Annotated in this window: 29 protein-coding genes and 47 tRNA genes; 4 read left to right on the top strand and 72 right to left on the bottom strand. The window is 39.6% G+C overall.

Translation table 11 applies throughout. From position 1 onward, the window contains the following. Positions 1–147: 147 nt before the first annotated feature. The 21 genes from ACFVS2_RS26525 to ACFVS2_RS26425 form a co-directional block, all read right to left on the bottom strand. A tRNA-His gene (locus ACFVS2_RS26525) sits at positions 148–220 on the bottom strand. A 99-nt stretch (positions 221–319) separates the two neighbouring features. Then, positions 320–396, bottom strand: a tRNA-Thr gene (locus tag ACFVS2_RS26520). Between the two features lie 6 nt (positions 397–402). After that, positions 403–478, bottom strand: a tRNA-Phe gene (locus ACFVS2_RS26515). 3 nt (positions 479–481) lie between these two features. After that, positions 482–555 (bottom strand) — tRNA-Gly (locus ACFVS2_RS26510). 5 nt (positions 556–560) lie between these two features. Further along, a tRNA-Met gene (locus ACFVS2_RS26505) sits at positions 561–638 on the bottom strand. A gap of 9 nt (positions 639–647) precedes the next feature. Further along, positions 648–722, bottom strand: a tRNA-Asn gene (locus ACFVS2_RS26500). A gap of 112 nt (positions 723–834) precedes the next feature. Continuing rightward, positions 835–1,062: a hypothetical protein gene (locus ACFVS2_RS26495; protein WP_390239395.1), complete on the bottom strand. Its 228-nt coding sequence runs from the start codon at positions 1,060–1,062 to the stop codon at positions 835–837. A 53-nt stretch (positions 1,063–1,115) separates the two neighbouring features. Further along, a tRNA-Gly gene (locus ACFVS2_RS26490) sits at positions 1,116–1,189 on the bottom strand. A gap of 5 nt (positions 1,190–1,194) precedes the next feature. Further along, positions 1,195–1,270: transfer RNA gene (locus tag ACFVS2_RS26485), tRNA-Met, on the bottom strand. 45 nt (positions 1,271–1,315) lie between these two features. Further along, positions 1,316–1,525, bottom strand: a complete 210-nt coding sequence (locus ACFVS2_RS26480) for a hypothetical protein (protein WP_390239392.1) — start codon at positions 1,523–1,525, stop codon at positions 1,316–1,318. A gap of 159 nt (positions 1,526–1,684) precedes the next feature. Next, positions 1,685–2,194, bottom strand: coding sequence for an AP2/ERF family transcription factor (locus ACFVS2_RS26475; protein ID WP_390239390.1), 510 nt, complete (start codon positions 2,192–2,194; stop codon positions 1,685–1,687). A 29-nt stretch (positions 2,195–2,223) separates the two neighbouring features. After that, positions 2,224–2,310, bottom strand: a tRNA-Ser gene (locus tag ACFVS2_RS26470). 35 nt (positions 2,311–2,345) lie between these two features. Continuing rightward, positions 2,346–2,433, bottom strand: a tRNA-Ser gene (locus ACFVS2_RS26465). Positions 2,434–2,436: 3 nt separating this feature from the next. Continuing rightward, positions 2,437–2,513: transfer RNA gene (locus ACFVS2_RS26460), tRNA-Pro, on the bottom strand. 60 nt (positions 2,514–2,573) lie between these two features. Next, a tRNA-Ala gene (locus ACFVS2_RS26455) sits at positions 2,574–2,650 on the bottom strand. A 5-nt stretch (positions 2,651–2,655) separates the two neighbouring features. Next, a tRNA-Met gene (locus tag ACFVS2_RS26450) sits at positions 2,656–2,732 on the bottom strand. A gap of 384 nt (positions 2,733–3,116) precedes the next feature. Next, positions 3,117–3,192, bottom strand: a tRNA-Thr gene (locus tag ACFVS2_RS26445). Positions 3,193–3,196: 4 nt separating this feature from the next. Continuing rightward, positions 3,197–3,273, bottom strand: a tRNA-Ile gene (locus ACFVS2_RS26440). Positions 3,274–3,277: 4 nt separating this feature from the next. Then, positions 3,278–3,361: transfer RNA gene (locus ACFVS2_RS26435), tRNA-Leu, on the bottom strand. A 5-nt stretch (positions 3,362–3,366) separates the two neighbouring features. Next, a tRNA-Pro gene (locus ACFVS2_RS26430) sits at positions 3,367–3,443 on the bottom strand. A gap of 6 nt (positions 3,444–3,449) precedes the next feature. Next, positions 3,450–3,525: transfer RNA gene (locus tag ACFVS2_RS26425), tRNA-Arg, on the bottom strand. 116 nt (positions 3,526–3,641) lie between these two features. On the opposite strand from ACFVS2_RS26425, the gene ACFVS2_RS26420 reads away from it, so the two are divergent. Further along, positions 3,642–4,637 carry a helix-turn-helix domain-containing protein gene (locus ACFVS2_RS26420; RefSeq protein ID WP_390239388.1) on the top strand — a complete coding sequence of 332 codons (996 nt, stop codon included), beginning with the start codon at positions 3,642–3,644 and terminating at the stop codon, positions 4,635–4,637. Between the two features lie 3 nt (positions 4,638–4,640). Here the strand turns inward: ACFVS2_RS26420 and ACFVS2_RS26415 are convergent. The 17 genes from ACFVS2_RS26415 to ACFVS2_RS26335 all read right to left on the bottom strand — a co-directional run bounded on the left by ACFVS2_RS26415 (position 4,641) and on the right by ACFVS2_RS26335 (position 6,980). After that, positions 4,641–4,716, bottom strand: a tRNA-Phe gene (locus tag ACFVS2_RS26415). A 23-nt stretch (positions 4,717–4,739) separates the two neighbouring features. Continuing rightward, a complete protein-coding gene (locus ACFVS2_RS26410) occupies positions 4,740–4,838 on the bottom strand; it encodes a reverse transcriptase-like protein (RefSeq protein ID WP_390239385.1) in 99 nt (32 codons plus the stop codon). A gap of 26 nt (positions 4,839–4,864) precedes the next feature. After that, positions 4,865–5,176: a ribonuclease H family protein gene (locus tag ACFVS2_RS26405; RefSeq protein ID WP_390239382.1), complete on the bottom strand. Its 312-nt coding sequence runs from the start codon at positions 5,174–5,176 to the stop codon at positions 4,865–4,867. Between the two features lie 103 nt (positions 5,177–5,279). Next, positions 5,280–5,356, bottom strand: a tRNA-Arg gene (locus tag ACFVS2_RS26400). Positions 5,357–5,362: 6 nt separating this feature from the next. Next, positions 5,363–5,496: transfer RNA gene (locus ACFVS2_RS26395), tRNA-OTHER, on the bottom strand. Between the two features lie 3 nt (positions 5,497–5,499). Continuing rightward, positions 5,500–5,573: transfer RNA gene (locus ACFVS2_RS26390), tRNA-Gly, on the bottom strand. A gap of 3 nt (positions 5,574–5,576) precedes the next feature. Further along, a tRNA-Val gene (locus ACFVS2_RS26385) sits at positions 5,577–5,653 on the bottom strand. 157 nt (positions 5,654–5,810) lie between these two features. Further along, positions 5,811–5,884 (bottom strand) — tRNA-Tyr (locus ACFVS2_RS26380). Further along, positions 5,875–6,222, bottom strand: coding sequence for a toprim domain-containing protein (locus tag ACFVS2_RS26375; protein WP_390239380.1), 348 nt, complete (start codon positions 6,220–6,222; stop codon positions 5,875–5,877). The genes ACFVS2_RS26380 and ACFVS2_RS26375 overlap by 10 nt, the downstream gene beginning before the upstream one ends. 41 nt (positions 6,223–6,263) lie before the next feature. Further along, a tRNA-Gly gene (locus ACFVS2_RS26370) sits at positions 6,264–6,334 on the bottom strand. A 4-nt stretch (positions 6,335–6,338) separates the two neighbouring features. Continuing rightward, a tRNA-Asn gene (locus ACFVS2_RS26365) sits at positions 6,339–6,414 on the bottom strand. A 4-nt stretch (positions 6,415–6,418) separates the two neighbouring features. After that, a tRNA-Met gene (locus tag ACFVS2_RS26360) sits at positions 6,419–6,494 on the bottom strand. 5 nt (positions 6,495–6,499) lie between these two features. Continuing rightward, positions 6,500–6,574, bottom strand: a tRNA-Lys gene (locus ACFVS2_RS26355). Positions 6,575–6,645: 71 nt separating this feature from the next. Further along, positions 6,646–6,720 (bottom strand) — tRNA-Thr (locus tag ACFVS2_RS26350). Between the two features lie 6 nt (positions 6,721–6,726). Continuing rightward, positions 6,727–6,802, bottom strand: a tRNA-Lys gene (locus tag ACFVS2_RS26345). A 6-nt stretch (positions 6,803–6,808) separates the two neighbouring features. Further along, positions 6,809–6,891, bottom strand: a tRNA-Leu gene (locus ACFVS2_RS26340). 4 nt (positions 6,892–6,895) lie between these two features. Next, positions 6,896–6,980, bottom strand: a tRNA-Leu gene (locus ACFVS2_RS26335). A 71-nt stretch (positions 6,981–7,051) separates the two neighbouring features. Here ACFVS2_RS26335 and ACFVS2_RS26330 point away from each other — a divergent pair. After that, positions 7,052–7,336, top strand: a complete 285-nt coding sequence (locus tag ACFVS2_RS26330) for a hypothetical protein (RefSeq protein WP_390239378.1) — start codon at positions 7,052–7,054, stop codon at positions 7,334–7,336. Positions 7,337–7,338: 2 nt separating this feature from the next. On the opposite strand, the gene ACFVS2_RS26325 is transcribed toward ACFVS2_RS26330, so the two are convergent. The 18 genes from ACFVS2_RS26325 to ACFVS2_RS26240 all read right to left on the bottom strand — a co-directional run bounded on the left by ACFVS2_RS26325 (position 7,339) and on the right by ACFVS2_RS26240 (position 10,651). Further along, positions 7,339–7,415: transfer RNA gene (locus tag ACFVS2_RS26325), tRNA-Glu, on the bottom strand. A 36-nt stretch (positions 7,416–7,451) separates the two neighbouring features. Beyond that, positions 7,452–7,539, bottom strand: a tRNA-Glu gene (locus ACFVS2_RS26320). Between the two features lie 72 nt (positions 7,540–7,611). Continuing rightward, positions 7,612–7,698, bottom strand: a tRNA-Tyr gene (locus tag ACFVS2_RS26315). Between the two features lie 8 nt (positions 7,699–7,706). After that, a tRNA-Asp gene (locus ACFVS2_RS26310) sits at positions 7,707–7,782 on the bottom strand. 5 nt (positions 7,783–7,787) lie between these two features. Beyond that, positions 7,788–7,861: transfer RNA gene (locus tag ACFVS2_RS26305), tRNA-Trp, on the bottom strand. 4 nt (positions 7,862–7,865) lie between these two features. Then, a tRNA-Asn gene (locus ACFVS2_RS26300) sits at positions 7,866–7,940 on the bottom strand. Positions 7,941–7,945: 5 nt separating this feature from the next. Then, a tRNA-Ala gene (locus ACFVS2_RS26295) sits at positions 7,946–8,022 on the bottom strand. Positions 8,023–8,026: 4 nt separating this feature from the next. Next, positions 8,027–8,104, bottom strand: a tRNA-Pro gene (locus ACFVS2_RS26290). 6 nt (positions 8,105–8,110) lie between these two features. Then, positions 8,111–8,189 (bottom strand) — tRNA-Ile (locus ACFVS2_RS26285). Positions 8,190–8,194: 5 nt separating this feature from the next. Next, positions 8,195–8,268 (bottom strand) — tRNA-Gln (locus ACFVS2_RS26280). Positions 8,269–8,276: 8 nt separating this feature from the next. Beyond that, a tRNA-Tyr gene (locus ACFVS2_RS26275) sits at positions 8,277–8,362 on the bottom strand. Between the two features lie 9 nt (positions 8,363–8,371). Next, positions 8,372–8,450 (bottom strand) — tRNA-Pro (locus tag ACFVS2_RS26270). Positions 8,451–8,455: 5 nt separating this feature from the next. Further along, positions 8,456–8,541 (bottom strand) — tRNA-Leu (locus ACFVS2_RS26265). Between the two features lie 142 nt (positions 8,542–8,683). After that, positions 8,684–8,757: transfer RNA gene (locus tag ACFVS2_RS26260), tRNA-Cys, on the bottom strand. Between the two features lie 5 nt (positions 8,758–8,762). Beyond that, positions 8,763–8,856, bottom strand: a tRNA-Ser gene (locus ACFVS2_RS26255). A 77-nt stretch (positions 8,857–8,933) separates the two neighbouring features. Continuing rightward, positions 8,934–9,227: a hypothetical protein gene (locus ACFVS2_RS26250; RefSeq protein WP_390239376.1), complete on the bottom strand. Its 294-nt coding sequence runs from the start codon at positions 9,225–9,227 to the stop codon at positions 8,934–8,936. A gap of 156 nt (positions 9,228–9,383) precedes the next feature. Beyond that, on the bottom strand, positions 9,384–9,623 hold the full coding sequence (locus ACFVS2_RS26245; protein ID WP_390239373.1) for a hypothetical protein: 240 nt from the start codon (positions 9,621–9,623) through the stop codon (positions 9,384–9,386). A gap of 488 nt (positions 9,624–10,111) precedes the next feature. Beyond that, positions 10,112–10,651, bottom strand: a complete 540-nt coding sequence (locus ACFVS2_RS26240; RefSeq protein ID WP_390239371.1) for a hypothetical protein — start codon at positions 10,649–10,651, stop codon at positions 10,112–10,114. A gap of 691 nt (positions 10,652–11,342) precedes the next feature. Between ACFVS2_RS26240 and ACFVS2_RS26235 the strand changes: the two genes are divergently transcribed. Further along, complete coding sequence (locus ACFVS2_RS26235) at positions 11,343–12,260, top strand: hypothetical protein (RefSeq protein WP_390239368.1); 918 nt, start codon at positions 11,343–11,345, stop codon at positions 12,258–12,260. 667 nt (positions 12,261–12,927) lie between these two features. On the opposite strand, the gene ACFVS2_RS26230 is transcribed toward ACFVS2_RS26235, so the two are convergent. From ACFVS2_RS26230 to ACFVS2_RS26215, 4 genes are all read right to left on the bottom strand, one after another. After that, positions 12,928–13,077, bottom strand: coding sequence for a hypothetical protein (locus tag ACFVS2_RS26230; protein ID WP_390239366.1), 150 nt, complete (start codon positions 13,075–13,077; stop codon positions 12,928–12,930). Positions 13,078–13,101: 24 nt separating this feature from the next. After that, on the bottom strand, positions 13,102–13,287 hold the full coding sequence (locus tag ACFVS2_RS26225) for a hypothetical protein (RefSeq protein ID WP_390239363.1): 186 nt from the start codon (positions 13,285–13,287) through the stop codon (positions 13,102–13,104). 28 nt (positions 13,288–13,315) lie between these two features. After that, the gene (locus tag ACFVS2_RS26220) at positions 13,316–13,576 is read right to left on the bottom strand and encodes a hypothetical protein (protein ID WP_390239360.1); all 261 of its coding nucleotides are present in this window, start codon (positions 13,574–13,576) and stop codon (positions 13,316–13,318) included. A gap of 554 nt (positions 13,577–14,130) precedes the next feature. After that, entirely contained in the window at positions 14,131–14,385 is a 255-nt protein-coding gene (locus ACFVS2_RS26215; protein WP_390239358.1) for an acetyltransferase, read from the bottom strand. A gap of 134 nt (positions 14,386–14,519) precedes the next feature. Between ACFVS2_RS26215 and ACFVS2_RS26210 the strand changes: the two genes are divergently transcribed. Further along, positions 14,520–14,795: a hypothetical protein gene (locus ACFVS2_RS26210; RefSeq protein ID WP_390239356.1), complete on the top strand. Its 276-nt coding sequence runs from the start codon at positions 14,520–14,522 to the stop codon at positions 14,793–14,795. 314 nt (positions 14,796–15,109) lie between these two features. Here ACFVS2_RS26210 and ACFVS2_RS26205 read toward each other — a convergent pair whose 3' ends face one another. The 12 genes from ACFVS2_RS26205 to ACFVS2_RS26150 form a co-directional block, all read right to left on the bottom strand. Continuing rightward, positions 15,110–15,577 (bottom strand): hypothetical protein, encoded by a 468-nt coding sequence (locus ACFVS2_RS26205; protein WP_390239354.1) that lies wholly within the window; start codon positions 15,575–15,577, stop codon positions 15,110–15,112. A 26-nt stretch (positions 15,578–15,603) separates the two neighbouring features. After that, positions 15,604–15,903 carry a hypothetical protein gene (locus ACFVS2_RS26200; RefSeq protein WP_390239352.1) on the bottom strand — a complete coding sequence of 100 codons (300 nt, stop codon included), beginning with the start codon at positions 15,901–15,903 and terminating at the stop codon, positions 15,604–15,606. 59 nt (positions 15,904–15,962) lie between these two features. Then, entirely contained in the window at positions 15,963–17,273 is a 1,311-nt protein-coding gene (locus tag ACFVS2_RS26195) for a WGR domain-containing protein (RefSeq protein WP_390239350.1), read from the bottom strand. A gap of 194 nt (positions 17,274–17,467) precedes the next feature. Then, positions 17,468–17,692 (bottom strand): hypothetical protein, encoded by a 225-nt coding sequence (locus ACFVS2_RS26190; protein WP_390239348.1) that lies wholly within the window; start codon positions 17,690–17,692, stop codon positions 17,468–17,470. 257 nt (positions 17,693–17,949) lie between these two features. After that, positions 17,950–18,492, bottom strand: a complete 543-nt coding sequence (locus ACFVS2_RS26185) for a hypothetical protein (protein WP_390239346.1) — start codon at positions 18,490–18,492, stop codon at positions 17,950–17,952. A gap of 357 nt (positions 18,493–18,849) precedes the next feature. Next, positions 18,850–19,428, bottom strand: a complete 579-nt coding sequence (locus ACFVS2_RS26180) for an AbrB/MazE/SpoVT family DNA-binding domain-containing protein (protein WP_390239343.1) — start codon at positions 19,426–19,428, stop codon at positions 18,850–18,852. Between the two features lie 125 nt (positions 19,429–19,553). Further along, complete coding sequence (locus ACFVS2_RS26175; RefSeq protein WP_390239341.1) at positions 19,554–19,703, bottom strand: hypothetical protein; 150 nt, start codon at positions 19,701–19,703, stop codon at positions 19,554–19,556. Between the two features lie 54 nt (positions 19,704–19,757). Then, positions 19,758–20,015: a hypothetical protein gene (locus tag ACFVS2_RS26170; protein WP_390239338.1), complete on the bottom strand. Its 258-nt coding sequence runs from the start codon at positions 20,013–20,015 to the stop codon at positions 19,758–19,760. Positions 20,016–20,030: 15 nt separating this feature from the next. Continuing rightward, positions 20,031–20,444, bottom strand: a complete 414-nt coding sequence (locus tag ACFVS2_RS26165) for a hypothetical protein (RefSeq protein WP_390239335.1) — start codon at positions 20,442–20,444, stop codon at positions 20,031–20,033. A gap of 23 nt (positions 20,445–20,467) precedes the next feature. Next, the gene (locus ACFVS2_RS26160; protein ID WP_390239333.1) at positions 20,468–20,632 is read right to left on the bottom strand and encodes a hypothetical protein; all 165 of its coding nucleotides are present in this window, start codon (positions 20,630–20,632) and stop codon (positions 20,468–20,470) included. A gap of 20 nt (positions 20,633–20,652) precedes the next feature. Next, on the bottom strand, positions 20,653–23,211 hold the full coding sequence (locus tag ACFVS2_RS26155; RefSeq protein ID WP_390239330.1) for a phosphoadenosine phosphosulfate reductase domain-containing protein: 2,559 nt from the start codon (positions 23,209–23,211) through the stop codon (positions 20,653–20,655). A 37-nt stretch (positions 23,212–23,248) separates the two neighbouring features. Next, positions 23,249–23,530, bottom strand: coding sequence for a hypothetical protein (locus tag ACFVS2_RS26150; RefSeq protein WP_390239328.1), 282 nt, complete (start codon positions 23,528–23,530; stop codon positions 23,249–23,251). Positions 23,531–23,627 lie beyond the last annotated feature (97 nt).

Raw genomic sequence — 23,627 nt, 5'->3', positions numbered from 1 at the left:
TTTAACATAGAAAGCCTTGTATATAAATAGTAAGTCTAATTATCATATGGTTTCGATCTATGATTTATAAAATTTACAAAGCATTTTATCACCATACAAGCAAAAAATGCCGATCTTTGAATCGACATTTCATATCATATTTCTCAGGGTGACATGAGGGACTCGAACCCTCGTATAATGCATTCACAGTGCATCGTGTTAACCTCTTCACCAATGCCACCATATTCAGTTTGGGGTGATGGACGGGACTTGAACCCGCAACCTTTGGAGCCACAATCCAACGCTCTTAACCATTTGAGCTACCACCATCATATATTTTTGGAGCCGTTAAGAGGAATCGAACCCCCAACCTTTCGCTTACGATGCGATTGCTCTACCTAATTGAGCTATAACGGCAAATAATGGTCGACAGAGGCGGAATTGAACCGCCGACACTCGGATTTTCAGTCCGATGCTCTACCTGCTGAGCTATCTGTCCATATGGAGCGGGGAACGGGAGTCGAACCCGTACTACGAACTTGGCAAGCTTGCGTTCTACCATTAAACTATACCCGCACATTTGGTTGCGGAGGTGGGATTTGAACCCACGACCTTCGGGTAATGAACCCGCTGAGCTACCAGACTACTACCACCCCGCGACGATGATTTGGCTCCGCAGACAGGGATCGAACCTGTGACCTTCCCATTAACAGTGGGTTGCTCTACCTCTGAGCTACTGCGGAATAATTGGTTGCGGTGCCAGGGAATCGAACCCTGTTTACTTGGGTATGAGCCAAGTTAGAACATCCAGTCCTACCACCCGCAATAGTAGAAGGGGAGAAAACTCCCTCCTCATCAACTTTTACTCTCTATTGAACACTCGTGTTCATTTGGATAACCTTTTGCACATTTCCAGCATCTTCTTCTAATCGGATGATATGCTCCGTAAAAATCGTGTGCTTCACGCAACATGTGACCACACTCCAAAAAATCAAACATTCCGATTGCCTGGTATTTGTTGTTGATGTTGTCGAAGTATTTCTGAAAAAGTATGTTTCGCAATGGTGCCTGACGTTTATCCATGTTATCCCCTCCTACTTTAATAGTAAGAGGCGTTACACTTATAAATTATTTGATGGAGCGGATAGCGAGAATCGAACCCGCACTACGAGCATGGCAAGCTGGCGTTCTACCATTAAACTATATCCGCATAATTGGTGGATCCTACAGGGATCGAACCTGTGACCAATCGGTTATGAGCCGAACGCTCTCCCACCTGAGCTAAGTATCCAGAAAGCCATGTGGTTGAAGGTAGTAATTCTCCAACCACCGTAACTTAAATGTCCGTACCTTTTCTGTGGTGTTTGTGCAAATCTCGCATTTCAAGAACTTTACTTTCATGGGCTTTACCATACGTTTCTTTGACAAACCACTCTCGCCCCGTTTCTTTTACGATGATCGACTTACCCACCTTTGCAAGCTTTTCGGGAATCCATATCGTATCAAACGAATTTCCACTTACCAATTTGCATTGCACATAAAACATATATATTCCACCTCTCATTGTTAAATTGTGAGGTGTATCATTACGGTGACACCTCTGCACCATGCGTCTTCTGCTATTTCGTTCAAGGGTATCACCTCTTTCGTTATTTTTAGACAGTCAAACAATAAGATTATCGAATCTTTTTCAAACCTTATACAGTCAAATAAGTCCTAACATTGCGTTAGTTACAGCTCTTTCTCCATATAATTCAATGGCTTTTGCATCATAAGCTTTTGCGGCTTCCTTGGGATTGTCAAAATATCCACATGATAAACATCTCCCATTGTAGGCGATCCTTCCCTGATACGGCTTTTTCCTGTTTTTGTGAAAATAAACTCCCTTATAGCCATTTGATCCTTTTAGTGTTCTTCTGATTTTGGGAATGTTCCTATTGTTTGAGCTTATATTAAATTTCAAATGACTGAATACAACGTTGTCCAAATTGAAAAACAATTCTACTGGATCAGTTGAATGTAACCACTCTTCCTTATGATCAAGGCTCAATTCATCGACAGTCTCAATTTTTTTATTACAACGGAAACATATGTCGAGGGTACATTTTTGAATCAAGCTAAACATTAGTTTTTTGCGTAATATTTGATTTGCTTTGCCAAAGGACATTCCAAGCTGATTCGACTTAATCTTGTTGTATTCTGTATATGTGCTCATTAAATACTCCTTCGTATATTTTGATTTTAAGGAAGGCGGGGGATTCGAACCCCCAGGACTTTTACATCACAGAAGCTTTCAAAGCAACGCCGTTATAACCATTTCGGTAGCCTTCCATATCTAATAAAAAAATCCATTATACGAATTATAGTGGAGGAGAGTAAGGGATTTGAACCCTTGGAGCTGTTACACCCGTCAGTTTTCGAAACTGATGCATTAAGCCTCTCTGCCAACTCTCCATATGGTCTGAATAGTAGGATTCGAACCTACGACCCCTTGGTCCCAAGCCAAGTGCTCTACCAAACTGAGCTATATCCAGATAATTTGTGGTGGATCTTATAGGATTTGAAACTACAAAACAATGACTCTATATCAAACTTGGTGGAATCGGAGGGATTTGAACCCTCAACCTTCTGATTGCAAAACAGACGCTCTGCCAATTAGAGCTACGACCCCACATATGGTTGCGGAGGTGGGATTCGAACCCACGACCTCTTGGTTATGAGCCAAGCGAGCTAACCTCTGCTACTACTCCGCAATAATGGCATTGATGGTTGGACTTGAACCAACGACCTCCCGTTCCAAATAGCCGCCAAGCTTTACGGGCGCTCTGCCTAATACTCAACTTTCACACAACCATACTCCTCCGAATCTTTTTACAACGTACTGGGCATCTCTTGTTTAGATGACCATGCATTATCATGACTCATTACTACGCTGTCTTTATTACCGACCTGTCCGACCCTTCCTCGGCTCACGGTGTTTATAGCTTTGGCGACTTGATATCGGCTTTTATTGCACAGAATTTCATTAGACATTCTTCAGCATTGCTCTCTATACGCCTTATGTCGTTCCTTTGTGAACTTCATCGGGATTTTTAGTTGCATTACTCCTCTTTCAAACTGAGCTACATCAATATATTTGGTGCTGAATAACGGATTTGAACCGCTGACCTTCCCCATACCAAGGGGGTGCTCTTCCTCCTAAGCTAATCCAGCATTTTGGTGCTGTTAAATGGACTTGAACCATTGACCTCTCGGTTATCAGCCGAGTGCTCTAACCAACTGAGCTATAACAGCAAATTGGTGCCTGTAGAGGGACTTGAACCCCCACGCCTTTCGACAACTGATCCTAAGTCAATCGTGTCTGCCATTCCACCATACAGGCATATTTGGTCTGGACTGTTGGATTCGAACCAACGACTCCCTGTATCCAAAACAGGTACTCTACCAAACTGAGCTAAATCCAGAAATAATGGCACTCCATGAGAGATTTGAACTCCCGACCTCTTGGTTCGTAGCCAAGCGCTCTTTCCACTGAGCTAATGGAGTATACGTGATACTCTTTAGTACGATATGCATAATTGGATTTGTTGTCGTTCGATACCTATGACACCTTTCTTTGTTATAATGGCTACGGAACGTTATGAATCAAAGGATGTGTTCTCTTGCATTTTGGAAAAGAACTCGTTTCATTTCGGAATAAGATGAACTGGAACCAAAAACAAATGTCTGCTCAATTGAATATTTCTCGAACAATGCTCATCGAATGGGAACAGGGTATAAAATTCCCAAGCGAACAACAGCAACAAGGTTTGTTGGATTGGATGAGCAAACGATTAGAGAAACAAATAACAATCAAACCTACGCCAGAAGGTAAACAGGATATCGATATCATTCAAGAAGAAAAAATGATTGATATTGGCGTCGAATCCGAAATAACCATCTTACAAACGAAACGAATTCAACTTGAAAAACAAATCGAGATGGATTATGAACTACAAGAATCCTATAAACTCATGACAGATTTTCCTCCTGAATGTTTTGTTTCCTACAAGAACATGCTTGTAAATAGTAAAAATATCTTGTGTCATCGGATTTCTCACATTCGGAAGAAACAAGGTTTATCCCAAAAAGAAGTCGCTGATGCCATTGGTTGTTTGTTAAAAACCTACCAGAATTACGAAAATGGTAGAAGTCGATATGGAATCAATTGGATAAACGTGATTAAAACCATACTCACGATTCCTGAAGTCCTATTAGATATCAATGTGATTACTCGACAACAAAGTCGTTTCATCAAATTGTGGCGAATCCATTTGAGCTATGTTCGATTACAATTCATTTCACCTTGTAAATCTTTTGCGGATTTCAAGAAAAGAAATTTAAATTGTAACGTCGATATAAAAACCGAACAAAAAGAACATTATCTCTACGTCAACTATCTATATTTTCCTGAAATGATCATTGAATCTGACATAATTGAATCCATGTTACATTCGTTGCATAGCTGTTTGGAGTGTGATACTAAAATTATTGTCGTTCAGTTACCTAACAATAAGGCCATCAAAAGATTTTTCAAATCAAACGGCTATCGAGAATGCTTAAAGAAATCAACTTCTTTCATCTCAAAAGGACAATTCTATCGAGATTTGAATGGATAATCATGGTCGGATCGGGCGGTTTCGATCCGCCGACCTGTGGGACTTCACTCCACCGCTCTACCATCTGAGCTACGATCCGATATGTCAGTCAGCCAAGATAACTTAGCTGACCTTAAAGGCTTTCGAAGCCATGTTGTGTGCTTCTTTATTGCTACTTCGTGGAATCCAGGTAATTGTGTAGCTTTCAAATTGTTGTAGCATTTCCAAAATGGCATATGATAGCTTTCTCAGCTTAGGAATTCGCTAATCACACCTTGATTGACCATGAGAACCAAGTTAATACAATCTGCATAGAAATCTACTTTCTTGATGTCATGATCGATCAGGTATCGACAAGCTGTGTACATTGCCAAGAATTCCGCGTAGTTTGAGTCTTGATAACCAACTTTTTTAGAGATCGAACCGATGATTTCACAACCATCTTTGATGACTGCACCGATGGAGGAAGGATGAACTCTTTTGCCTTTCTTTTCTCCTTTTGCCATCACTGCTTTGTATCTGGATGAAGCATCTGTGTAGACTTTGAAAGTAGTAGTCACAACCTTTTATCCTCCTTTGTTTCTTAATAGGTTGCAGTGGCGGGACTTGAACCCACGTATTTTGCCTGATGAAGGGAAATACACGCCTGTCACAGCATTGATATGGCATCCTCGGTAGGACTCGAACCTACGACTTACCGCTTAGAAGGCGGTTGCTCTATCCATCTGAGCTACGAGGACATAATTTGGAGCAGGAATGAGGATTCGAACCTCAATCTCATTGAATATCGTGTCGTGGATAGTAGCGATCTATCCTGTGGGAGCTACCCACATCTCACGCCCCTGGAGGGGGGTGTCCTAAACCATTAGACGATTCCTGCATGTGGAGCGGTCTACGGGACTCGAACCCGTTTTAGCAGGTTGGAAGCCTGCGGCACAACCTATATACCAAGACCGCATATGGTACTCGCTACTGGATTCGAACCAGTGACCTTTCGGGTGTAAACCGAACGCTCTCCTCTACTGAGCTAAACGAGCATATTTTTAAATGGTGGGGTCGCAGGGATTCGAACCCTGGCTGATAGTTTAAAAGACTACTGTGCTAACCATTACACCATGACTTCTTTAGGTTTTGTCTCGTTTGTCAGACTTGTCACTTTTCATTTTGTTCACCTCTTCTTTCAATTTTGATTTATGGTGGGGGCAGAACCAAGATCCGAAGACACCTGAGTTACAGTCAGGGACGCTACCATTACGCGCTATACCCCCGTAGTTACATATTCGCTTAATACACGTTTCAAATAACTTGTTTCACAATGCTCAACCCCTACTTTCACTTTTTGATTTCGGTAGCATAAACAAGCGTTTCTATCTAAAACTACACGTTGTAACGAAGGATACTGACGTAAGACCATTTCTGCTAATTTATCTCCCGCTTCATCAGGATCAGTCAACAAGAACAACTCCTCACATGTTGTCAAAGCTTTTTTAAGATCCATTTTTACTCGGCCATTCATTCTGGTTCCTTTTGTTACAACGCAATGAGCATTTGGCATTACTTCTTTCACTTTCTTTTCATCATTAAATCCCTCAATAACAAATCCCATAAGTCATCAAAATCATTCCTTTCGTTAGTTAAGTTAATGGAAGCGGATAAGGGGAATCGAACCCCTGCCTTCAGCATGGCAAGCTGATATTCTACCGTTAAATTACACCCGCACACTGGCTGTCTCGGTAGGGATCGAACCTACGACATTCCGCTTAACAGGCGGTTGCTACTACCACTGAGCTACGAGACAATATTGGTTGCGGAGAAGGGATTCGAACCCTTGATCTCTTGGGTATGAGCCAAGCAAGCTAACCACTGCTCTACTCCGCAATAATTGGTGTCCCCGACAGGACTTGAACCTGTAACCTCGGAGTTAAAAGCTCCTTGCTCTACCATTGAGCCACGAGGACATTTATTTATCTGATTTACTTCCCTTGTCACTCTTCATTCCAAGTCACATCCTTTCATAGTTTTGTTAATATGGTGCTGGCTGAGGGAATCGAACCCCCGACATCTTGCTTACAAGGCAAGCGTTCTTCCTCTGAACTAAGCCAGCATATGATGGTGGGCGTTGTAGGATTTGAACCTACGACCTCTCGATTAAAAGTCGATTGCTCTACCAGCTAAGCTAAACGCCCATTGTTTGGTGCGGAAGAAGGGAGTCGAACCCTCACGCCGAAGCAGTAGGTTTTGAATCTACCGTGTCTGCCAATTCCACCACATCCGCCTAATGGTGCGGGTAACAGGACTTGAACCTGTACACCTTTCGGTAGAGAATTTTAAGCTCCCCGTGTCTGCCATTCCAACCATACCCGCATAAATATTATGTTGAAATCTTGTTCTCCACGTAATAGCATAGAATTAAAACTCATGAATTTGGTGATACAGTGATCGAATACAGTAAAGCAAAAATTATGCTTGAAAAGTGGTCTAAACATGATATTTCTAACGGCTTTCCAAAAGGGATGCCTGATTACCCAACAAACACTGCCTTTGTTAAAGCTATCCATGAGGAGATTCAAAAGGAAATGGATCGAATCGTCCTAAACATTCTTGATGCCAAGCAAAGCCGTATTAACGGAAAAGCTATCCTGGCAAAAGTTATTGAGCGTTATATTCATGGAACCGAGTATACCTCTGAGGAAATATTGTCGATTATGTTTGCTGAATAATTTGGTGACTCTGACGGGACTCGAACCCGAACTGACCAGATTGAAAGTCTGGTGACTTAGCCAATTTGTCAACAGAGCCACATCACTTTCCTACTACTCGCTTGAATAATAAAGTTGGTGACGTGGACGGGACTTGAACCCGCAATGCCCATAATGAACTCCTGATTGAAAGTCAGGGGACTTTACCGTTTGTCTACCACGCCATATTCACTTCCGTTTCCTCACGCACTTCATCGCTCTCTCGCATTGAGAACACATCCTTTCTTTTTTTGGTATGGTGGGCAGAGAGAGATTCGAACTCCCGAACCCTTTCGGGGACTGATTTACAGTCAGCCTGCTTTATCCATCTTGCATATCTGCCCATAATATGTGGCGGTTCCTACGGGTTTCGATCCCGTTACCTCTCCGCTGACAACGGAGCGTTCTCCCGATTGAACTAAAGAACCAGATTTGGCAGGGCAAGTAGGAATTGAACCCACACCAGCGGGGTTGGAAGCCGCTGTTCTACCGTTGAACTATTGCCCTACAATGGCTGACGTAGTAGGTGTCGAACCTACGACCTTCCCGTTAACAGCGGGTTGCTCTACCTCTGAGCTATACGTCAATATTTGGTGGAATCGGAGGGACTTGAACCCTCAACCCTCTGCGTGCAAAACAGTTGCTCTACCAATTGGAGCTACGACCCCATGATGGTCTGGATGGTAGGATTCGAACCTACGACCTCTTGCTCCCAAGGCAAGCGTTCTAACCAAGCTGAACTACATCCAGATAATGTGGTGTTGATGGATGGATTCGAACCATCGACCTTTCGGTTATCAGCCGAATGCTCTAAACCAGACTGAGCTACATCAACATATTTGGCAGGGGATGCAGGAATCGAACCTACGCAATAGCAGTCAAAGTGCTATGTCCTACCACTAAACGAATCCCCGATAGTACATGGTGGGAGCAGAAGGACTTGAACCTCCAAGACCCGAAGGTACTCGGTTTACAGCCGAGGACGCTACCATTACGCTCTATACTCCCATCTATTTTTGGTCGGGATGACAGGACTCGAACCTGCGACCCCTCGCTCCCAAAGCGAGTGCTCTAAGCCAAACTGAGCTACATCCCGTTAATTGGTGTGGATAGAGGGACTTGAACCCCCACAACCTTTCGGATATCAGAATCTCATTCTGACGTGTCTGCCATTCCACCATATCCACATCCTATTGATCGCCTGTACGAGACTCGAACTCGTTACTCCAAGGTGAAAGCTTGGTGACTTAACCCATTGTCGAACAGGCGATATTTAGTTGAGTGTGTTCCTCACCAGGTTCCAGAATTGCATACCTCCTTTATTTTGATTGGAAGACAAGGAGGGAATCGAACCCTCGCTCGTAGATTTGCAGTCTACAGCCTTGCCACTTGGCTACTTGCCCACATCTGGCGGATAGAAAGGGATTCGAACCCTTGCACGACTATTACATCGCCTAATCCCTTAGCAGGGGATCCTCTTATAACCACTTGAGTACCTATCCACGTTGTTTATTTTCTGAAATTGGGTACAAAAAAACACCCGATCTTTACGATGGGTGTCTTATCAGTAGCTTACACGCTACACTGAAAATGCACTTATATCACGACTCTCTTGTAAATGGGTACACCACTCCAAGAAAAACGAGTATATAGGTATTTTTTCGATAAGACGACCCTGTTGTTTTGGGTGCAATCCTCCCCAAAACGCCACTTCTTCTGTTGCTGAATACAGATTGTTATCATCATGCTTACTAATCTCGTGGTTGGTTTTCGGTAAAAGGCATGTTTGAATAAGCGAGCTAAATCTGCCCACTGGCTGAATATCAAATTTATTAAACTGGCGATTGCCACCGATATTCATCTTTCTCATCATGTCTTTCACCTCCATTTATTAGTTTTGTCTTCATGATTGGTGTTTATTGGAAACCGAAAAGGCTACAACAAAAAACACCCGATAAGATTTCTCCGATTGGGTGTTTTAAGCGTAGCCCTATGGTTACGTTGGAAGGTACTCCTATGCCATTGATATTCAAAAAACCGAAACGATTTTTGAATACAATGATCCTATAGATATACTTTCCCTTAAAAAACCCAATCCTTTTGGGCGATACCACCCCGGAAATTGCGTTTGCTTTGTATAGATACTTCTTTCCTCATGTTTGCTATCAATAAAAGCTTCTGGCTTTAGGCATGTTGAGCCAAGAGGACGATTGCTATCCACTGCTGCTGTTTCATTCAATTCATTATGTCCCTTGATCTTGTTTAACATGTCTTTCACCTCCGCTTTTTTGTATTTTATGATTCATGTTATACAGGTTGTTTTGATATTATTCCATCGAATTGTCTTAACCTGTGTTCGAGGTTAGTTTTGTTATTCGATGAACTAATAATATCACCACCATTGAATATAGTCAACACCCTTTTTGGTAAAATTTTGTCGCACCCCTCAAACCCGCATGGTTGCTGGTTTTTTCCAGTGTTTAACATCCCAATTTTCAGAAGAATTTCAGAGAGTCAGACAATATTTTTCCGAGGGATAAATGCATGAAAAAAGTCAGTATCGATATCTCCAATGTATGCGCTACATTTGAAATTGGTCATTACTTTTAAGAACATTACGTTGTGTAAATAACAACAACGGGTGAGGATTATAGATGACTTATGCTCAAATCTAATTGTTATCACTAAATTCCGAGTGTTAACCTTCTATCCTATACAATAAACAAAGCCGCTCCAAATAGAGTCGGCTTTGTTTATTTATGAAGCTTGTTGTTCGACTTCGTTCTGTTCTGCAATCATCATTTTTACCTTGAAGAATTCGCTTTCTGTAATTTCTTTGATTCCTTCAGCTGCTTCCTTTTTAGAGGATTCAATATAGAAAGTACCATTAAAAATTTCTACACTTATCGAACCATTGAAATTGTGAAGAATACGACATACATAGAAAAGGCTCTGTCTTTTAATGATATAGCCTAAATTATGATCTTTGATGAATTTGGTGAAGGCTTTTTGATAAGGCGAGTTTTGTTTAAATGCATAATAGGTCTTTCCTTCACTTTCCTGTGTACTCTTTTTTAAATATTTGTCCGGTATTTCATTCTTATAAGCCTCTTCGATTAGCAAATCAGAGTTTTGACTGGAAGCAATATAAGCAATTTTTTGAAGCGCATTCTTAATTTTAATAGCTTCACTGATTTCCTCATTCATTTCTTTCAAGAAATTTCCCTTTACGCTCATAGTAATTTCTAAGTCGCTATGCAAAGTGCTGTCCTTTTCTACGCAGTAATAAGCTGACATTTCCAACTCTCCTTTTATATAAGTTTGTTGTTATTTCTTTTACGTGCTTTTTAATCAAATTATACCATGACGTTGACTATATTCAATATAATGTCTGAGTGTTAGTTTATCAAAATAACCTTGACTGTGCTCATGCCTATTAAAGTGGAAATGATGGCTTGACAATTCATTCTATACTTCAATATAATGTGTTTCAGATAGGCAAGACCGCGAATCCTGCCTATCATTAATGCTAAATAAAGTGCTAATCTCTTTAAATGGTTTGTCTTAATGGCAAGCCTTTTTTCTTTTTGTAAAGCGTCCTAATTCTCCATCCCTCTTCTTCCTGTCTCCAGAGAACCAGCCCATCTTCACAAACAAATCCACACATTTTTACTTGCACCAAATCGAACAATAGATTGATGCGGGATGAGTTGTTCTATATCCAGGTCATTACACAGTTTTTCCGGACACTCAAAAAAAGATCGTCGACTTTCCAATCCTCAGAGTCTCATATCGGAAAGGCTGCCTTTTTACAGAACGAGATAGACACAATCTTTCCGAATGGGAAAATGTTTTGCTGACGATTTTACGTAGTGTCATCTATACGGGAACAACAGAATTCAATACTTTGCAGCTTTTGATCAATTTTACCTATCGAACAAAAGTGCTACAATAAGCATACATAGAATGATTCGGAGAGGATACCGAGATGATAAATGACAACTTCTACCCCAAAAACTCGCTGGTTGTCACAGCTCATGACAAAGAGGTATTTTTGAAAACACTTCCACAAAAAGTGAAAATTGATCCTGGTATTCAAATGGTAGTTGATATTGTAAATGGTATGCGCTATTTCCTCACGCAAAGCTCATGTGAAGGAGAGAATGAAGGAAATCCCTTCTCAAAGCACATGCCAGTTCCCTATATTACAATTGGTGTGTTATATGAAGCTTATCATTTACTTGATGAGTTACTATCATTTATTTGGTCGGAAATGAGGAAGAAAACACAAACGATTTCATTTGATTATGAAGTTCAGGCAATTAATAGAGACAAAAAAACCGGAACAAACGTCCCCCGTTTTCATAAGTTCCTAACGATATTTTTGAAAAATAAACGTGGAATCGCCGATCTCGAAAATGTATTAAAACGATTTTCAGAACGGCAATTTTTTATTCCCTCAGACGTAAGTGAAGTCGAAGCCCAAGTTGTTAGCAAGTGTAACCACAGTTTATCTGTTATTAACCGTCTTATTCAATCGAGAATCATCCCTGCAACAACACCAGAAATTAGAAGAAAAGCAACCATGGATCTGATTAAAAGCTCTTTATCAACTTGTTCTGCTGTATCAAATGTCCAAGTGAAAGAAGAGCGCCATCCGATGCACCCTTCTCACTACTCCATTCAATTTTCCTTACATGGGTCTTCTCACAACATTGATGACTTGTTCAAACTCCTCTGCTCGATGCTAACGGGAGGCATCATCGTTTCACAGTCTTTTGTTCCTACAATCACTGATTCATACATTCGTCAGTGTCGCTTGTTCCTTCTTGATTCGAGCAAGGCGGAATTAACAGCGGCAATTATCGACGATTGGGTTCAAAGTGGATCTTGGGATATCGTTTAGTTTGCAACTTCATAAACAAATAAAACCACTCTCAGTTTAGAGTGGTTTTCTCTTTTAGATCGTAATTAACATACGTACAGCGTCGTGTTAAACACGTCCTACACCCACTTATATTGGATATGAGAGTCATCTACATGGCTCCAAATCACAATAAGGATGTGTTTATATGGTATCAAAAACGTATGCAACTTCTCTATTCCTCAAAATCTGTGAAGCTAACAGCCATGAATTGAAACAGATGTATTCGCGAGATGGTAACTCTTTTGTTTCTGGAGCATATCTGCTCTATAAACATAACCTTATCACGACATACCATGGCAATTTCATTGAAGGTGGTGACGAAGAGAAACCTTTCGATGTTGTTACCCCTCAAGCGTTTCAGTTAACGTTCAAAGGATTATCATTGTATAAGAAGTATATACAGTAATTCCATTGACTTAAACAAACCAGAACTGATTTTTTACCAGTTCTGGTTTGTTTACATATTAAGTGATAAGTTCTTTTGCTTTTCTAATGCTTGTTTTTCTTCCTCGGGCATAGTTGACCAACAACGATAATATATAACAAATTCGGGTGGCTTACTTTCGTCTTTCAATTTCAGGTGAACAATATTTCCGCATCGACATTTACTAAACAACGAAGCCCGCCCCCCTTATGGTTCTTGAAATTAACCAAATTGCTTGTTGAGTTTGTTTTTGATACTGATTAGTTGTTCATTTAACCACTTCTCTTGGTATAGTGTTTTTAATTCATCCTTTGCGAAATCAAGAGCGTTCAGCATGATCAGTATTTCATTCGCGTCCAATTGTTTACTCATCGTTAAGCCTCCCTATCACCCTAACTATTGTGTATCCTCGTCTTTTTTATCCTCCCAAGCAAACAATGCGTGACCGCAGTAGATGCAATCATAAGCAAAAATTTCCTTGCCCTCTGCATCGTTTATTCCATACCCAATGAAAATTTTCGTTTGGTGTTTATGTGGACATACGAGCTGGTGCAATCTTTTGAGCAATCCTAATTTCGGCATCAGATCACCTCGTTTCGCTCGATAAGCATTAAGTTACTCTGAAACCCAAGGTGCATCCATCTACACTATTCGAGTAACTTACATATCCACTTTCCGCATCTTCCCCATCTGTTTCCCAATCAAGAATTTCATTTAATTGCTCTCGATACATTTCAAAGAATAATTGAACAGCTTGCTCAAAAGAATCGGCTTCGATAATAGGCGTGCCCTTAGTCCACTCAAACTCCCCAGAACCAAAACGCTCCGATTCTATGCTTTCGTTATGTTCAAGTTCAAAGAAATACCTCATTCATCTTCACACTCCTTTACAAAGTAAACAACTTGTTAACCTTTAAATGCCGCACGTAAACGCAGATCAAAATGCAAGCCAAGAAACATAGACGACATTATTAAAAAAATGCCTACATATTCGTCTATACCATGATAAAAAGATAAGATCGAAAACAGGGCCAAAAGAGGAAAAATTACAGTCATAATAGATATCGCTCCTTTGATAATGAGCATTGAATTAATACAAATGAGAAACAACCGAAACTATCAGAAAGAGAGCAATCGCGGCAAAAATCAAAGCAAACAATCGATATCCAGTAATAGAAAAATGAATAATAGCAAAACTAACATAACCAGCACAATAAGCCTGAAACACCAACATAAAAACACTCATAAACCAACCCCATTTCACATAATGAAAAGAATAATTAAATTACCAAAACATGTGGTAAAACCATGCTACGACTGGCTTTTTCTATAATGTGGTACATCATATAGAACCTCACGGTTATCTGGGCGTCACCGTCCTTGCCTCCGCAATACCAACATCCGAAACCGTTTTGAATAGCCCTATCAAGTAGACTTTTCACCCATCTTCACTTCCTGACTATTGTGATAACACATCTCTTCAAGTTTTAACGTATAATCCTCCCACTCTTCATCACAATTGCATTCGATAACATTGGTTTCACCTATTGGTTGGCAATAGCACTTAGTCATTTTTTGAACAAGTTCTTCTTCGTCAAAGAAGTCTAATAATTGCCGAGGTGTATACGATGATTCAATTACACGGTGTGAAATATTGCTTGTAAGAATTGCCTTAATCACAACCAAATCCCTCCCAAATATATTTAGAATTAAAAAGTTAATCTGTCATATCCAATGATCTTGCTCTTCTTCGTGTAGACAACCTCCATTCTGTCAATAATAGAATTGACATTAATTTCGAAAGGATAGTTGCCATGCAAGAAGTCACTGAATTTCATGGGCAGTTATACAATAAATCCGTGTGCTCTTTTGTACGTACACTATCTGGCTATGAAAAAGATTTATTGCTTCGAATGCTCCTGGAAGTAATGAATCCATTAGAAACCATCGAAAAGAAATTGGATGATTTAGAAACAAGGAGTAACGTTATTTCCGAAAAATCAATTGAATTGAGTAGATACATCCAAGAAACGAAAATAACTTACAATGACGTAGCAATGAAGTGGTTTATTCATCAATTAACTAAATGAGCATTAAGTAAAAAGCTCATAACCCACTTTTCTTGCGTTTGCTTCCTCCTCTGATTTAGTTGTGTGAGTACCTTTACTCACAACGCCCCAGCAATCTTATTCAACGTTAACTTCCCAAGAGTCCATACTGATTGATCTTGGATCACTTAAAACCTTTCCAACAGTTGCATCCAGTAGGTTCATCTAAATTCCCTCTTTCAAAATAAGTAGTGATTATCCAGGTTCGATTCATCCGTAACACTCGTTACACCGTAACAATTATGTAAACAGTAGTATTCAAATTCGAATGCCACCTTGTAGTATGTTGATTATGCTTATCTCTGCAAATTTACCTCTTTAGAGAAAGCCTGGAGACGTTCTGTTGCAATCTCTGGATTCATTTCAATCCCAAACAGCATAGTAAGATGACTATTGCGATGTATGTTCATTTTTGTTGCATAGTACAAATTTGGTTTCTGGTCTTTAATCAAACTCATGATTTCACTAACTGGTGGCGTAACCTCTTTGATACGGAGCAAACCATTTAAATAATTCACCAACTTCATGATGGACTTCCTATCATTATCATCTGGAATCTTTCTAATTAAATCAAGAAATCCTTCAACAATACTTTGTTTGATGTTTTTACGGCTTAGTATCGATTCATTCATGATGTATCGAAGCTGGAGCAACTTTATGCCCCGGCTTCTTCCTCCCAACATATTCGTATTGGTTGTCAACCTATCACTTGTACAGTCAATATTAAGTCCCAAATTGCCAATAGTCAATAAAAAGAATGGCATCTTTGCCATCCTATTTTTTGATTCTCTTATCTACATTTTTGAACAAGTAAATCGTGTCTGTCCCCAAATGCTTTATCATTTTTAAGAAGAAAAACAAATAAAAAACGCTTTTGTTTATCTGAAACCCGCCCTGTTCGAGCAATCGTCTTTAGTATTGCTTGAGCCTTTTCAGCATCCCCCTTAAAATGAGTTTTCGTTTGAAACATGCTCATTATCGCGTCAATTATAGCTTGCGGTTCATTCTCGTTAAGTCCAATTTCAAAAGCCTCCTTTGATGCTGTTTCTTCCATAACCATATCCGCATAATGATCATCGTAAAAACTCACATGTTTTCCTCCTTTGTGAAGTAAGAAGGGTGGCAATAAACCACCCTTTGCTAACTCATTTATCGATTTGTTTTCTTAAACTCGATAATGTATTTGATTTTTACCTGATTATCACGATAGACAATGTATTCGTTGTGAACCAATCCACCAGGGCTTTTTGCCCCTTTGACGGAATTGTACGGACGTGGTGCTGACACTAAATGTGGTTGAGCAGAGGTGTATTCTTTTATTTTCCCCGTTGCCGCTTCACATACAAATAGATAGTTTTCCTCCGAGGCTACACCGCTGTTACTTCCCCACCCCCAGCAATATTGAGCGCTTTTACTGGAAGAATCTGCCAAATATACACCAGCTCCAAACATCGATCCGGTATGCACGGCTGATTTCGGCTTGATTTTCAAACCACTCTGCATGATGCTCAAGATGTTTTCATTTCGAGATCCGTGGAACAGCTCCATGGTTTCAACCTTGTATGGATTGAACTGATCGTGATTGACCATGTTTACTACTTCGAAAATTTCCTTAATTTCAAATCCGAAGTGATGATTATGTCCTCTACTATTCTGAACATAATCAGAGAGGCGCTTATACTCTTTGGAGCGGGAAGATAATGCCTTTAGTTGAATATTGAGTGATGCATATTTCTCTTCCAAGTTTTTCTCCAAGGTATTTTGTGCTTGGACAACGGAACTCATGACACCGAGAAGATCTTTTCGATCATTGAGCTTTACATAATCATCAATCAAAAACTTACGGGCATCTACTCTACTTCCAAAAGTAACAGGAATTTCAGAGTAAAATTCATCAGAAAGATTCTCAATGTCCCAACCACTCGTTACTCCTCTATCGAGTAAACTTTCAATTCGATTCAACACTTGCAAACCTTTCGCCACTTGATTTGCAGAGAGTTTTCCAAGTGGTGTGTCAATGGATTTGATCAAGTAACTTGTTGCACTTTGATAGAGTTTCCCGATTAAACGAAGCACTTTATCCTTCACTTGGGACAAGTCTTCCTTCTTTGTAGTCGACTTGACCGTCAGTTGAACAGGAGATGAAGCCTGAGCTTGATCAACTTCAACCTCTTTATACCGACTGGAGCCGTTCTTTTTATCATTAATGATGCTGTTGTACTCGTTGATCGCCGAAAGATAAGAAGAATACCATCTTGCCCGTCTTTGAGGCGTTTTCGCCCCGATTCGACCATTCTCTGTATAAATTCGGTATGCTGTTGGTCCTCCTGTCCCCTCTTGCAATTCAATGACATAAAACTTATTAGCGTTCTTCCCAATGCTTGCACTGTTCAGAAGCATTTTTTCATGAACTTTCGTCACCGTAAAAGGATACAAATCTGCCGCTACTGCACTTGCCATAAAACATCTCTCCTTTGAAATAAAATGTAATCTGATAAGGTTGTTTACAGAAAACAGCCTGTTTGAATAGAAATCTTTATGTTATATGCAAGTGAGACGGCAAATAAAAAAGACTCCCTATCGGAGTCCATCTTAATTTTGGTTTTTTGTTTCGTCTGATGTATAAATTACCTTTGCACATCCTGGCTTTTTGTTCACACGACTGTATTCCTTGTTGGATATGCTTTATAGACGGTTAATGGAGAAACGTGAATTGTCTTTGTGTCTACTTCGATCTGATTGATAACGAAAGTACGCTTTCCTCCTCTCCCATCACGTTCATCTAATTCAATCGAACCGCCTATGAGATGATCACCTAAGAGTCCTATCATGATATTTGCGACAGACACACCATCCATTCCAACCACATTTACCAGCATCCTCATTTCCCTCCTGATCAATGATTATCACCAATGGATATCCTGATTTGTAAAGATGTTTTATTGTAGATTTTCAGGAATAAATTATCGATGAATCATTGATTTCGAAGTGAGGAATCGGCTAAACTTTTTGTTTCCTATTTGAATGCATGTGAATATATAAGGAATAACATGTCGGATAATATGCAATAAACTAAAAAAGCAAAGAAGGGGTATAACCTCCCTTCTTTTTCTAATATAAACCTTTAAGCTCCCCATTATTGGGAAGCCTTATTTTTTTCGTTATAAAATGCCTCAAGTTCTTGCTCTGCTTTAAGTTTCGCTATCTTCGCAAGTTCTTGTAAATGTAGATGATTGCTACATGTTACTTTTTGAAGATCATCGCAGAGCTGGACAGTTGGATAAAAGCTTCTTATTCCTAACAAAAGGGAAACAACAGAATCCTCCAAACCATTCAAGGCGAGTCTTTTTTGGCGATGTTTCATTTCAAATACCAGGTATTGATCCGCGCTTACTCCTCCTTCGTGGGTTCTTACAAATTGCTCATAGGAAATGCGTTGAATTTCTTCCCATCGATACTTCTTCATTCCAAAGTTGATATGAGTTCGATTAAGAATGACCTGCCTTCGGAAAAATACAGCAGAACCAATCGAGAAAAGGATCGATAAAACACCCATTAGCGTTCCTGACCAAGCGTTAAACGGGGTATCGATCAAATTAACAATACCTGAAATAAGCATTAACCATACGATAGTGAATATAAAAAAGACACTTTTATCAAGCCTTTGAATGAATTTCAAGAATGACACCTCCTTTATCTGCTTATTGTAGTAGACGATTTGCTTTCTATCATGGACAAACACGTCGAACCTTGTTCGATATCATTGCAAAAAAGATTCCCTTTCATAAGGGAACCTTGAAATCAAAGCCATTCTCTTCGTCCTTATCTAAGAGACTTTCCTAATCAACTTCACCTTCCTCTACATTTTCTTGAAATCACTTATATTTAATCATGAAGCACCAAAGAAGAGAGAAGGAGTTATATCACACAATACAACAAAAATTTATAATGGACAAAATACAAAGATACCCATAAAGAAGATACGCTCAAACGGAATACGAAGTATAGAAAAACAAAAGGCTAACCTCTTCGTGGGTTAGCCTTTCTCATTATTTTCTGAATCTCCCGATGCTGCTTGAATGGATTGCCATACCCCTCTTGCTTTTAACTCTTTAATCATGATATTCACATAAGGAGTGCTCACGCCTACCAACTTCGCCATTTGAACCTGTTTTAAAGATGGATTTCTTCGGAGAACGTCAACAAGTCGCATCAAACTCTCTTCACCTTTGCGATTTTTTCTACGTTTAATTTCAGAGGTTTCAAGAGACATAGATATTGGAAATATTACGTTCTTTTCTTCATTTTCTCTTATATCCATTTTAAGTTCATTTGTTATGAAACCGTCTTTTTCTTGCTGTAATTCTTGGGGCATATCTTTAATGCAATCGAAGCAAATTAACTTATTCTTAAAATATGTAATATTCTCTTTAACTTTACCACAAAAAATGCAAGCGTCTCCATTATACTTTTTTAAAATGATTTGCTTTTTTTCCTCGTCTACATAGAAAGCCAGCGAATCACGCTCGCGGATATTCATAGTTCTTCTTAACTCGGCAGGAAGAACTATTCGACCGAGCGGATCAAGTAAACGAGTAATACCCGTACTATTCATCTTTTTCCTCCAATTCACATTATCTATTGGCATCATTATCACATATTGGGAAAATGAGGACAAGCTTTCTAAATAGAAAAGAGGCTCTCCACTATTGGATGCCCCTTCTCTTCAATTATTTGTCTTCAAAAAAATCCAGCTTTCTTTTTGTGTTTCTCGCATGCCTGAACAGGAGTAGGTATATCTTTTCCTCCTTCTGGATTTCTTGCAAGAACAAAACCTGTTGTAGATGCTACTTCTTCACAATTTTTATAATCACATATCCCTGTTTTCATCACTTTATCCTCCTTGTTATCTCATCTATCGTGTATTGACTTACAACTTACGTATTATTCATTTTCGGTTTCATATTGATCATCAATAAGAGTCTCAACTTCATTCAAGTGAGAAGTGGGGAATTCCTGTTGACAATCCAGACATTGAAGACTTCTGCTATCGTAGGATTCCTCCTTGAAATAAGCTTCTTCTTTCTTTTCTTCAAAGAGGTTACCATTTTGTACAAGGAATGAACGATCTCTTTGCCAAATTTCTACGACTAATATTCTGAGATTTGTTCCATTGCACCCTGGGCAACATACATGATTCATTAATGTACAACTCCTTTAATAAGATGTATAAATCGCAAGGTATTCGTTTTTCCAATCAATTTTAGCATCGAACATATGCAAGGATCTCAAAATGGATGTCCAGCGGCTTATGCATTCCATATCTGTTTCGTTTGAGTATTTATACGAATAATCAGGTTTTGAAGTTGCGAAAGAATTTACAACATTTTGGATATCTTCTTCTATCTGGTGTAATTGTGTTTGGTTGAAAACGATATCGACCAAACATTGAAGAACGTCGTCGTCTCTCACTACTTCAATTTCTACCTGTTCTTCTTGACTCAGAATTGTGCCATATGTTTTTAATAGCTCTAACCACAGGTCGTCTGCCCACCAACTAACATGGTCAAGATTATAATCAACCCAAAACTTACCTTTCGTGCAAACATGTCCAGTTACATTCATTCCCAAGAACAGATCGCCTCTTTTCGATGTTAGGGTTTCTCTATAACTTCAATTGTCACGCGCACCCATGTTCCTTTGTATTCTTCCAACGCAAGGGTATTGCAGAGCGAATCTTGACCCGCTCCAGCATCCACATCTCCAATATCAGAACCATCTACATCTGTTACAAACACCTTTCCTTCAATGGCTCTCATCGTATCCCTCCCATTCAAAATTAAGCCCCAACCTCCAGTTCCAATTGTATATAGCGAGATTCTTCTTTAAGATCTTCTTCTTTTGGTTCAACACGATTTTTTATTCGTCCAAGTGCAGTTTCTATTTGCTCGATTGGCATCCCCAATGTTTTTAACGATTGAGCAAGTGAAAGCAAACTTAAATCAAGACAAACTAAGCGTTGAACTACTTTTGGAATGCTCGTAAGGTCATAATCGTGTTTAACCAGGAATAGTGCCACTTCCTCTGGGGACATCCCCTTCACCAAATACGCAAGGTGGAAATTATACCAAAAATCTCTTCCCGTTAAGCCATCTCGGTAGCGAAGTGTATTTGCCTTCTCCAAATTGTTATCCCCGATTTCCGCATATTCCTTTACATGCTTTGGTAGTACATGAGGCAAATAAGCACGATTCAAGAGAAACAATTTCGCTTCATGTGGTTTCATTTCATGAACGAGCAGTTCACTCACGGTTTCCCAAAGTTCTCCCGAGAGATACTCGCTTACAAGTAACGGATTTCCTCCGTAGTATCTCATCACTCTTGCTGTCATCAATTCCTTGTCAGAAACATGAGCATAAAGCTTTAACGCAGATGGAATCATTTCGGGATCTTCACCGTTTTTCAACATTTCTCGTTTCGCTATCATTGGTGGATAGTGACCATATGTTTTTACATAGTAGTCATCCCAATTTGCTTCTTTGAGAACTTGCGTCTCTACCGCTTGTTCCATATACCAATCGACAAGTTTTAAAGCTTCTTCTCTTGTATGAATATCTGGATCACAAACGATAAAAACAACGGTATTCCAATAAACGACATAATCCCTATCTTCTAACTGACTCCAATCAAATCGCTTCTCAACGTTCCATGCTGGCAGCCAGTAATACGGCAGATGTATCCCCGTTTTCAACGCTGCTTGCTCCAATTGAGCGACAATTGTTGCTTCATCATAACCCCAATCGGTCATAATGTAGAACGCCTCTTGACGTTCTTTTATGTCAGGGTTTAGATTAATCGTTTTAGGAGTGGGTATTGTCATCATTGCTAATTCTTCTGCTTTTGTCATCTTGCTACGCTTGCGAGGAGGGGGTGTAAGCTTTTTGTTTTCAATCGGCGGGATAATCATTCCATATCCTGTTTTATCATCCACAATTGCACCGTAGAGTGTCAGGTTCGGAATGGTAGTGTCTTCAACATTGACAGTGTAATCAGGATTTAAGACTAAACTCCCTCGGTAATCAGGAAATTCAGGCATAAGATCCTGCTCATTCTCTATCCAACCACATTCTTCTGTCCATACTTTCTTTACATATGAAAGTTCTTCTTCAGAGACAAGTTTTACGCCTGATACTTCTTGTGTATACAAAAAGGCTTTCAATAGAAGAATTCGCGCTTGTAATGTGTATCCTGCTAACGACAAATTCGGATACACAGGTTTCGAATCGTGACACAAACCCTCACTCATCTTTTCAAATTCTCCTTGTTCCGATAAAAATGTGTTTTCAAACGCTTCTCTGCTTGCTTTTCTACCCTTAGCTTCCTTCCATTCGATAACTTTCTGAGCGTAGTTATGAATGAATGGATTTGCCCAATCTAACTTCTTCTTACGCCAGGAATTGATTGGTCTACGGAAACGCGCATCAAAGAGAGACTCGCGGATGAACCTTCTCAAGCGATTCATGTGTACAGCCCATTCTTCACCTTTATCCATAAAGGCTTGTAGCATTTTATCATCTTGAGCGGTGGTCATCATGCAAATCATGCAACCGTTGCGAGAGGAACCTCCGCATGGTTTACTGGATTGTTTGTCCACTTGAATCGGACACTCACCAGCTCCCTCATACATTTTACGTATAGTAGTAGCCTTTGTTTTCCATGGTAAAATTCGAGCGTATGTGATGCTCCTCCAGACCTCTTCATCATTCAGATCTACAATGGGATGGCTCATATATCTCTCATAAAAACCGCCTGATGTTTCTTTTGCTCCTATTTTTGGAAAGATGAATTCACCCATAATAGAGTGTCTCTTGATACTGGAAGCACGTTTTTTCGATTCATCCGAACGAACGCCAACCATAAGAATAAGAGATCCGTGTTCTTTAATGATCTTATCTTGTAATTCTTCCATTGGTCGAAGTTTCAATAAATCGGTACACCACCGATTTAAACTTGATTTTGGCGTTGGAAGTGGGTTGCCATGAGCGATCATCTTCATTACTGCTGTCATTTTGGGTTTTACCAAGAATGCCTCGATTGGCAATCCCGTTTCCTTTGCAACTTCATTCATGTTTTGGTAACTGAACTCCATTAACTCTCTCATATGCGGATGTTCCAAAAGAGTATCCGAAGTAGCAAAGTAGACTTTTCGCTCACGAAGATTAGTAGGAATTCTCTCTACAGCTTTCCATACACAATAACCAAGTGTGGAAGAGTCTTTTCCGTTACTAAAACCAATAAACCATGGAAATTTATTCGATGTATCCAAATAGGCTTCTACCAACTGTTCGATAATTGGTTCAATAAAATCAAGTTCAGGTTTTTCCATTGCAATCGTCATTTAAACATCTCCCTTAGCCGCTTCGTTTTTAACTTAATCAAAGTACAGATCCTGCAATCATTCCAATCAAAGATCCAAGCAAGAATGTGTAGCCAAAATCAGTAAATGGAGATTGAAACCTTTTCGACCATTTACAAGTCGCCAAGTATACGACGAGGCAAAGAATACAAGCAATCGCTATCACAGCAATCTCATAAACCTCTTCATTGAATCCTAAGACTTGGGTTATATTTACTTTATGATTAACCGCAATAAATAACTGCCAACTAATCCCTACAAAAAACAAGATACTCCTTGCTTTCCCCTTGGTTAGAATCATGAAAATACACTCCTTCAAATTGATTAAGATTCCACTCGAAAAAATGAATCCTTTCTGAAATAAACAGATGTTACCTTTTTTCTTCTAAACCCTGTAT

The sequence above is a fragment of the Brevibacillus sp. NPDC058079 genome (genome assembly GCF_042885155.1).
Lineage (GTDB): Bacteria > Bacillota > Bacilli > Brevibacillales > Brevibacillaceae > Brevibacillus.
Note: the sequence above shows the minus strand (reverse complement) of the source record. Positions and strands in the feature narration are given on the sequence as shown.

What these genes read in the sequence shown, in the direction of transcription:
- ACFVS2_RS26495 (WP_390239395.1), bottom strand. Translation starts at nt 1,062, where the DNA reads ATGGATAAACGTCAGGCACCATTGCGAAACATACTTTTTCAGAAATAC.
- ACFVS2_RS26480 (WP_390239392.1), bottom strand. Translation starts at nt 1,525, where the DNA reads ATGTTTTATGTGCAATGCAAATTGGTAAGTGGAAATTCGTTTGATACG.
- ACFVS2_RS26475 (WP_390239390.1), bottom strand. Translation starts at nt 2,194, where the DNA reads ATGAGCACATATACAGAATACAACAAGATTAAGTCGAATCAGCTTGGA.
- ACFVS2_RS26410 (WP_390239385.1), bottom strand. Translation starts at nt 4,838, where the DNA reads ATGCTACAACAATTTGAAAGCTACACAATTACCTGGATTCCACGAAGT.
- ACFVS2_RS26375 (WP_390239380.1), bottom strand. Translation starts at nt 6,222, where the DNA reads ATGGGATTTGTTATTGAGGGATTTAATGATGAAAAGAAAGTGAAAGAA.
- ACFVS2_RS26250 (WP_390239376.1), bottom strand. Translation starts at nt 9,227, where the DNA reads ATGATGAGAAAGATGAATATCGGTGGCAATCGCCAGTTTAATAAATTT.
- ACFVS2_RS26245 (WP_390239373.1), bottom strand. Translation starts at nt 9,623, where the DNA reads ATGTTAAACAAGATCAAGGGACATAATGAATTGAATGAAACAGCAGCA.
- ACFVS2_RS26240 (WP_390239371.1), bottom strand. Translation starts at nt 10,651, where the DNA reads ATGTCAGCTTATTACTGCGTAGAAAAGGACAGCACTTTGCATAGCGAC.
- ACFVS2_RS26235 (WP_390239368.1), top strand. Translation starts at nt 11,343, where the DNA reads ATGATAAATGACAACTTCTACCCCAAAAACTCGCTGGTTGTCACAGCT.
- ACFVS2_RS26230 (WP_390239366.1), bottom strand. Translation starts at nt 13,077, where the DNA reads ATGAGTAAACAATTGGACGCGAATGAAATACTGATCATGCTGAACGCT.
- ACFVS2_RS26225 (WP_390239363.1), bottom strand. Translation starts at nt 13,287, where the DNA reads ATGCCGAAATTAGGATTGCTCAAAAGATTGCACCAGCTCGTATGTCCA.
- ACFVS2_RS26220 (WP_390239360.1), bottom strand. Translation starts at nt 13,576, where the DNA reads ATGAGGTATTTCTTTGAACTTGAACATAACGAAAGCATAGAATCGGAG.
- ACFVS2_RS26210 (WP_390239356.1), top strand. Translation starts at nt 14,520, where the DNA reads ATGCAAGAAGTCACTGAATTTCATGGGCAGTTATACAATAAATCCGTG.
- ACFVS2_RS26205 (WP_390239354.1), bottom strand. Translation starts at nt 15,577, where the DNA reads ATGCCATTCTTTTTATTGACTATTGGCAATTTGGGACTTAATATTGAC.
- ACFVS2_RS26195 (WP_390239350.1), bottom strand. Translation starts at nt 17,273, where the DNA reads ATGGCAAGTGCAGTAGCGGCAGATTTGTATCCTTTTACGGTGACGAAA.
- ACFVS2_RS26190 (WP_390239348.1), bottom strand. Translation starts at nt 17,692, where the DNA reads ATGCTGGTAAATGTGGTTGGAATGGATGGTGTGTCTGTCGCAAATATC.
- ACFVS2_RS26180 (WP_390239343.1), bottom strand. Translation starts at nt 19,428, where the DNA reads ATGAATAGTACGGGTATTACTCGTTTACTTGATCCGCTCGGTCGAATA.
- ACFVS2_RS26175 (WP_390239341.1), bottom strand. Translation starts at nt 19,703, where the DNA reads ATGAAAACAGGGATATGTGATTATAAAAATTGTGAAGAAGTAGCATCT.
- ACFVS2_RS26170 (WP_390239338.1), bottom strand. Translation starts at nt 20,015, where the DNA reads ATGAATCATGTATGTTGCCCAGGGTGCAATGGAACAAATCTCAGAATA.
- ACFVS2_RS26160 (WP_390239333.1), bottom strand. Translation starts at nt 20,632, where the DNA reads ATGAGAGCCATTGAAGGAAAGGTGTTTGTAACAGATGTAGATGGTTCT.
- ACFVS2_RS26155 (WP_390239330.1), bottom strand. Translation starts at nt 23,211, where the DNA reads ATGACGATTGCAATGGAAAAACCTGAACTTGATTTTATTGAACCAATT.
- ACFVS2_RS26150 (WP_390239328.1), bottom strand. Translation starts at nt 23,530, where the DNA reads ATGATTCTAACCAAGGGGAAAGCAAGGAGTATCTTGTTTTTTGTAGGG.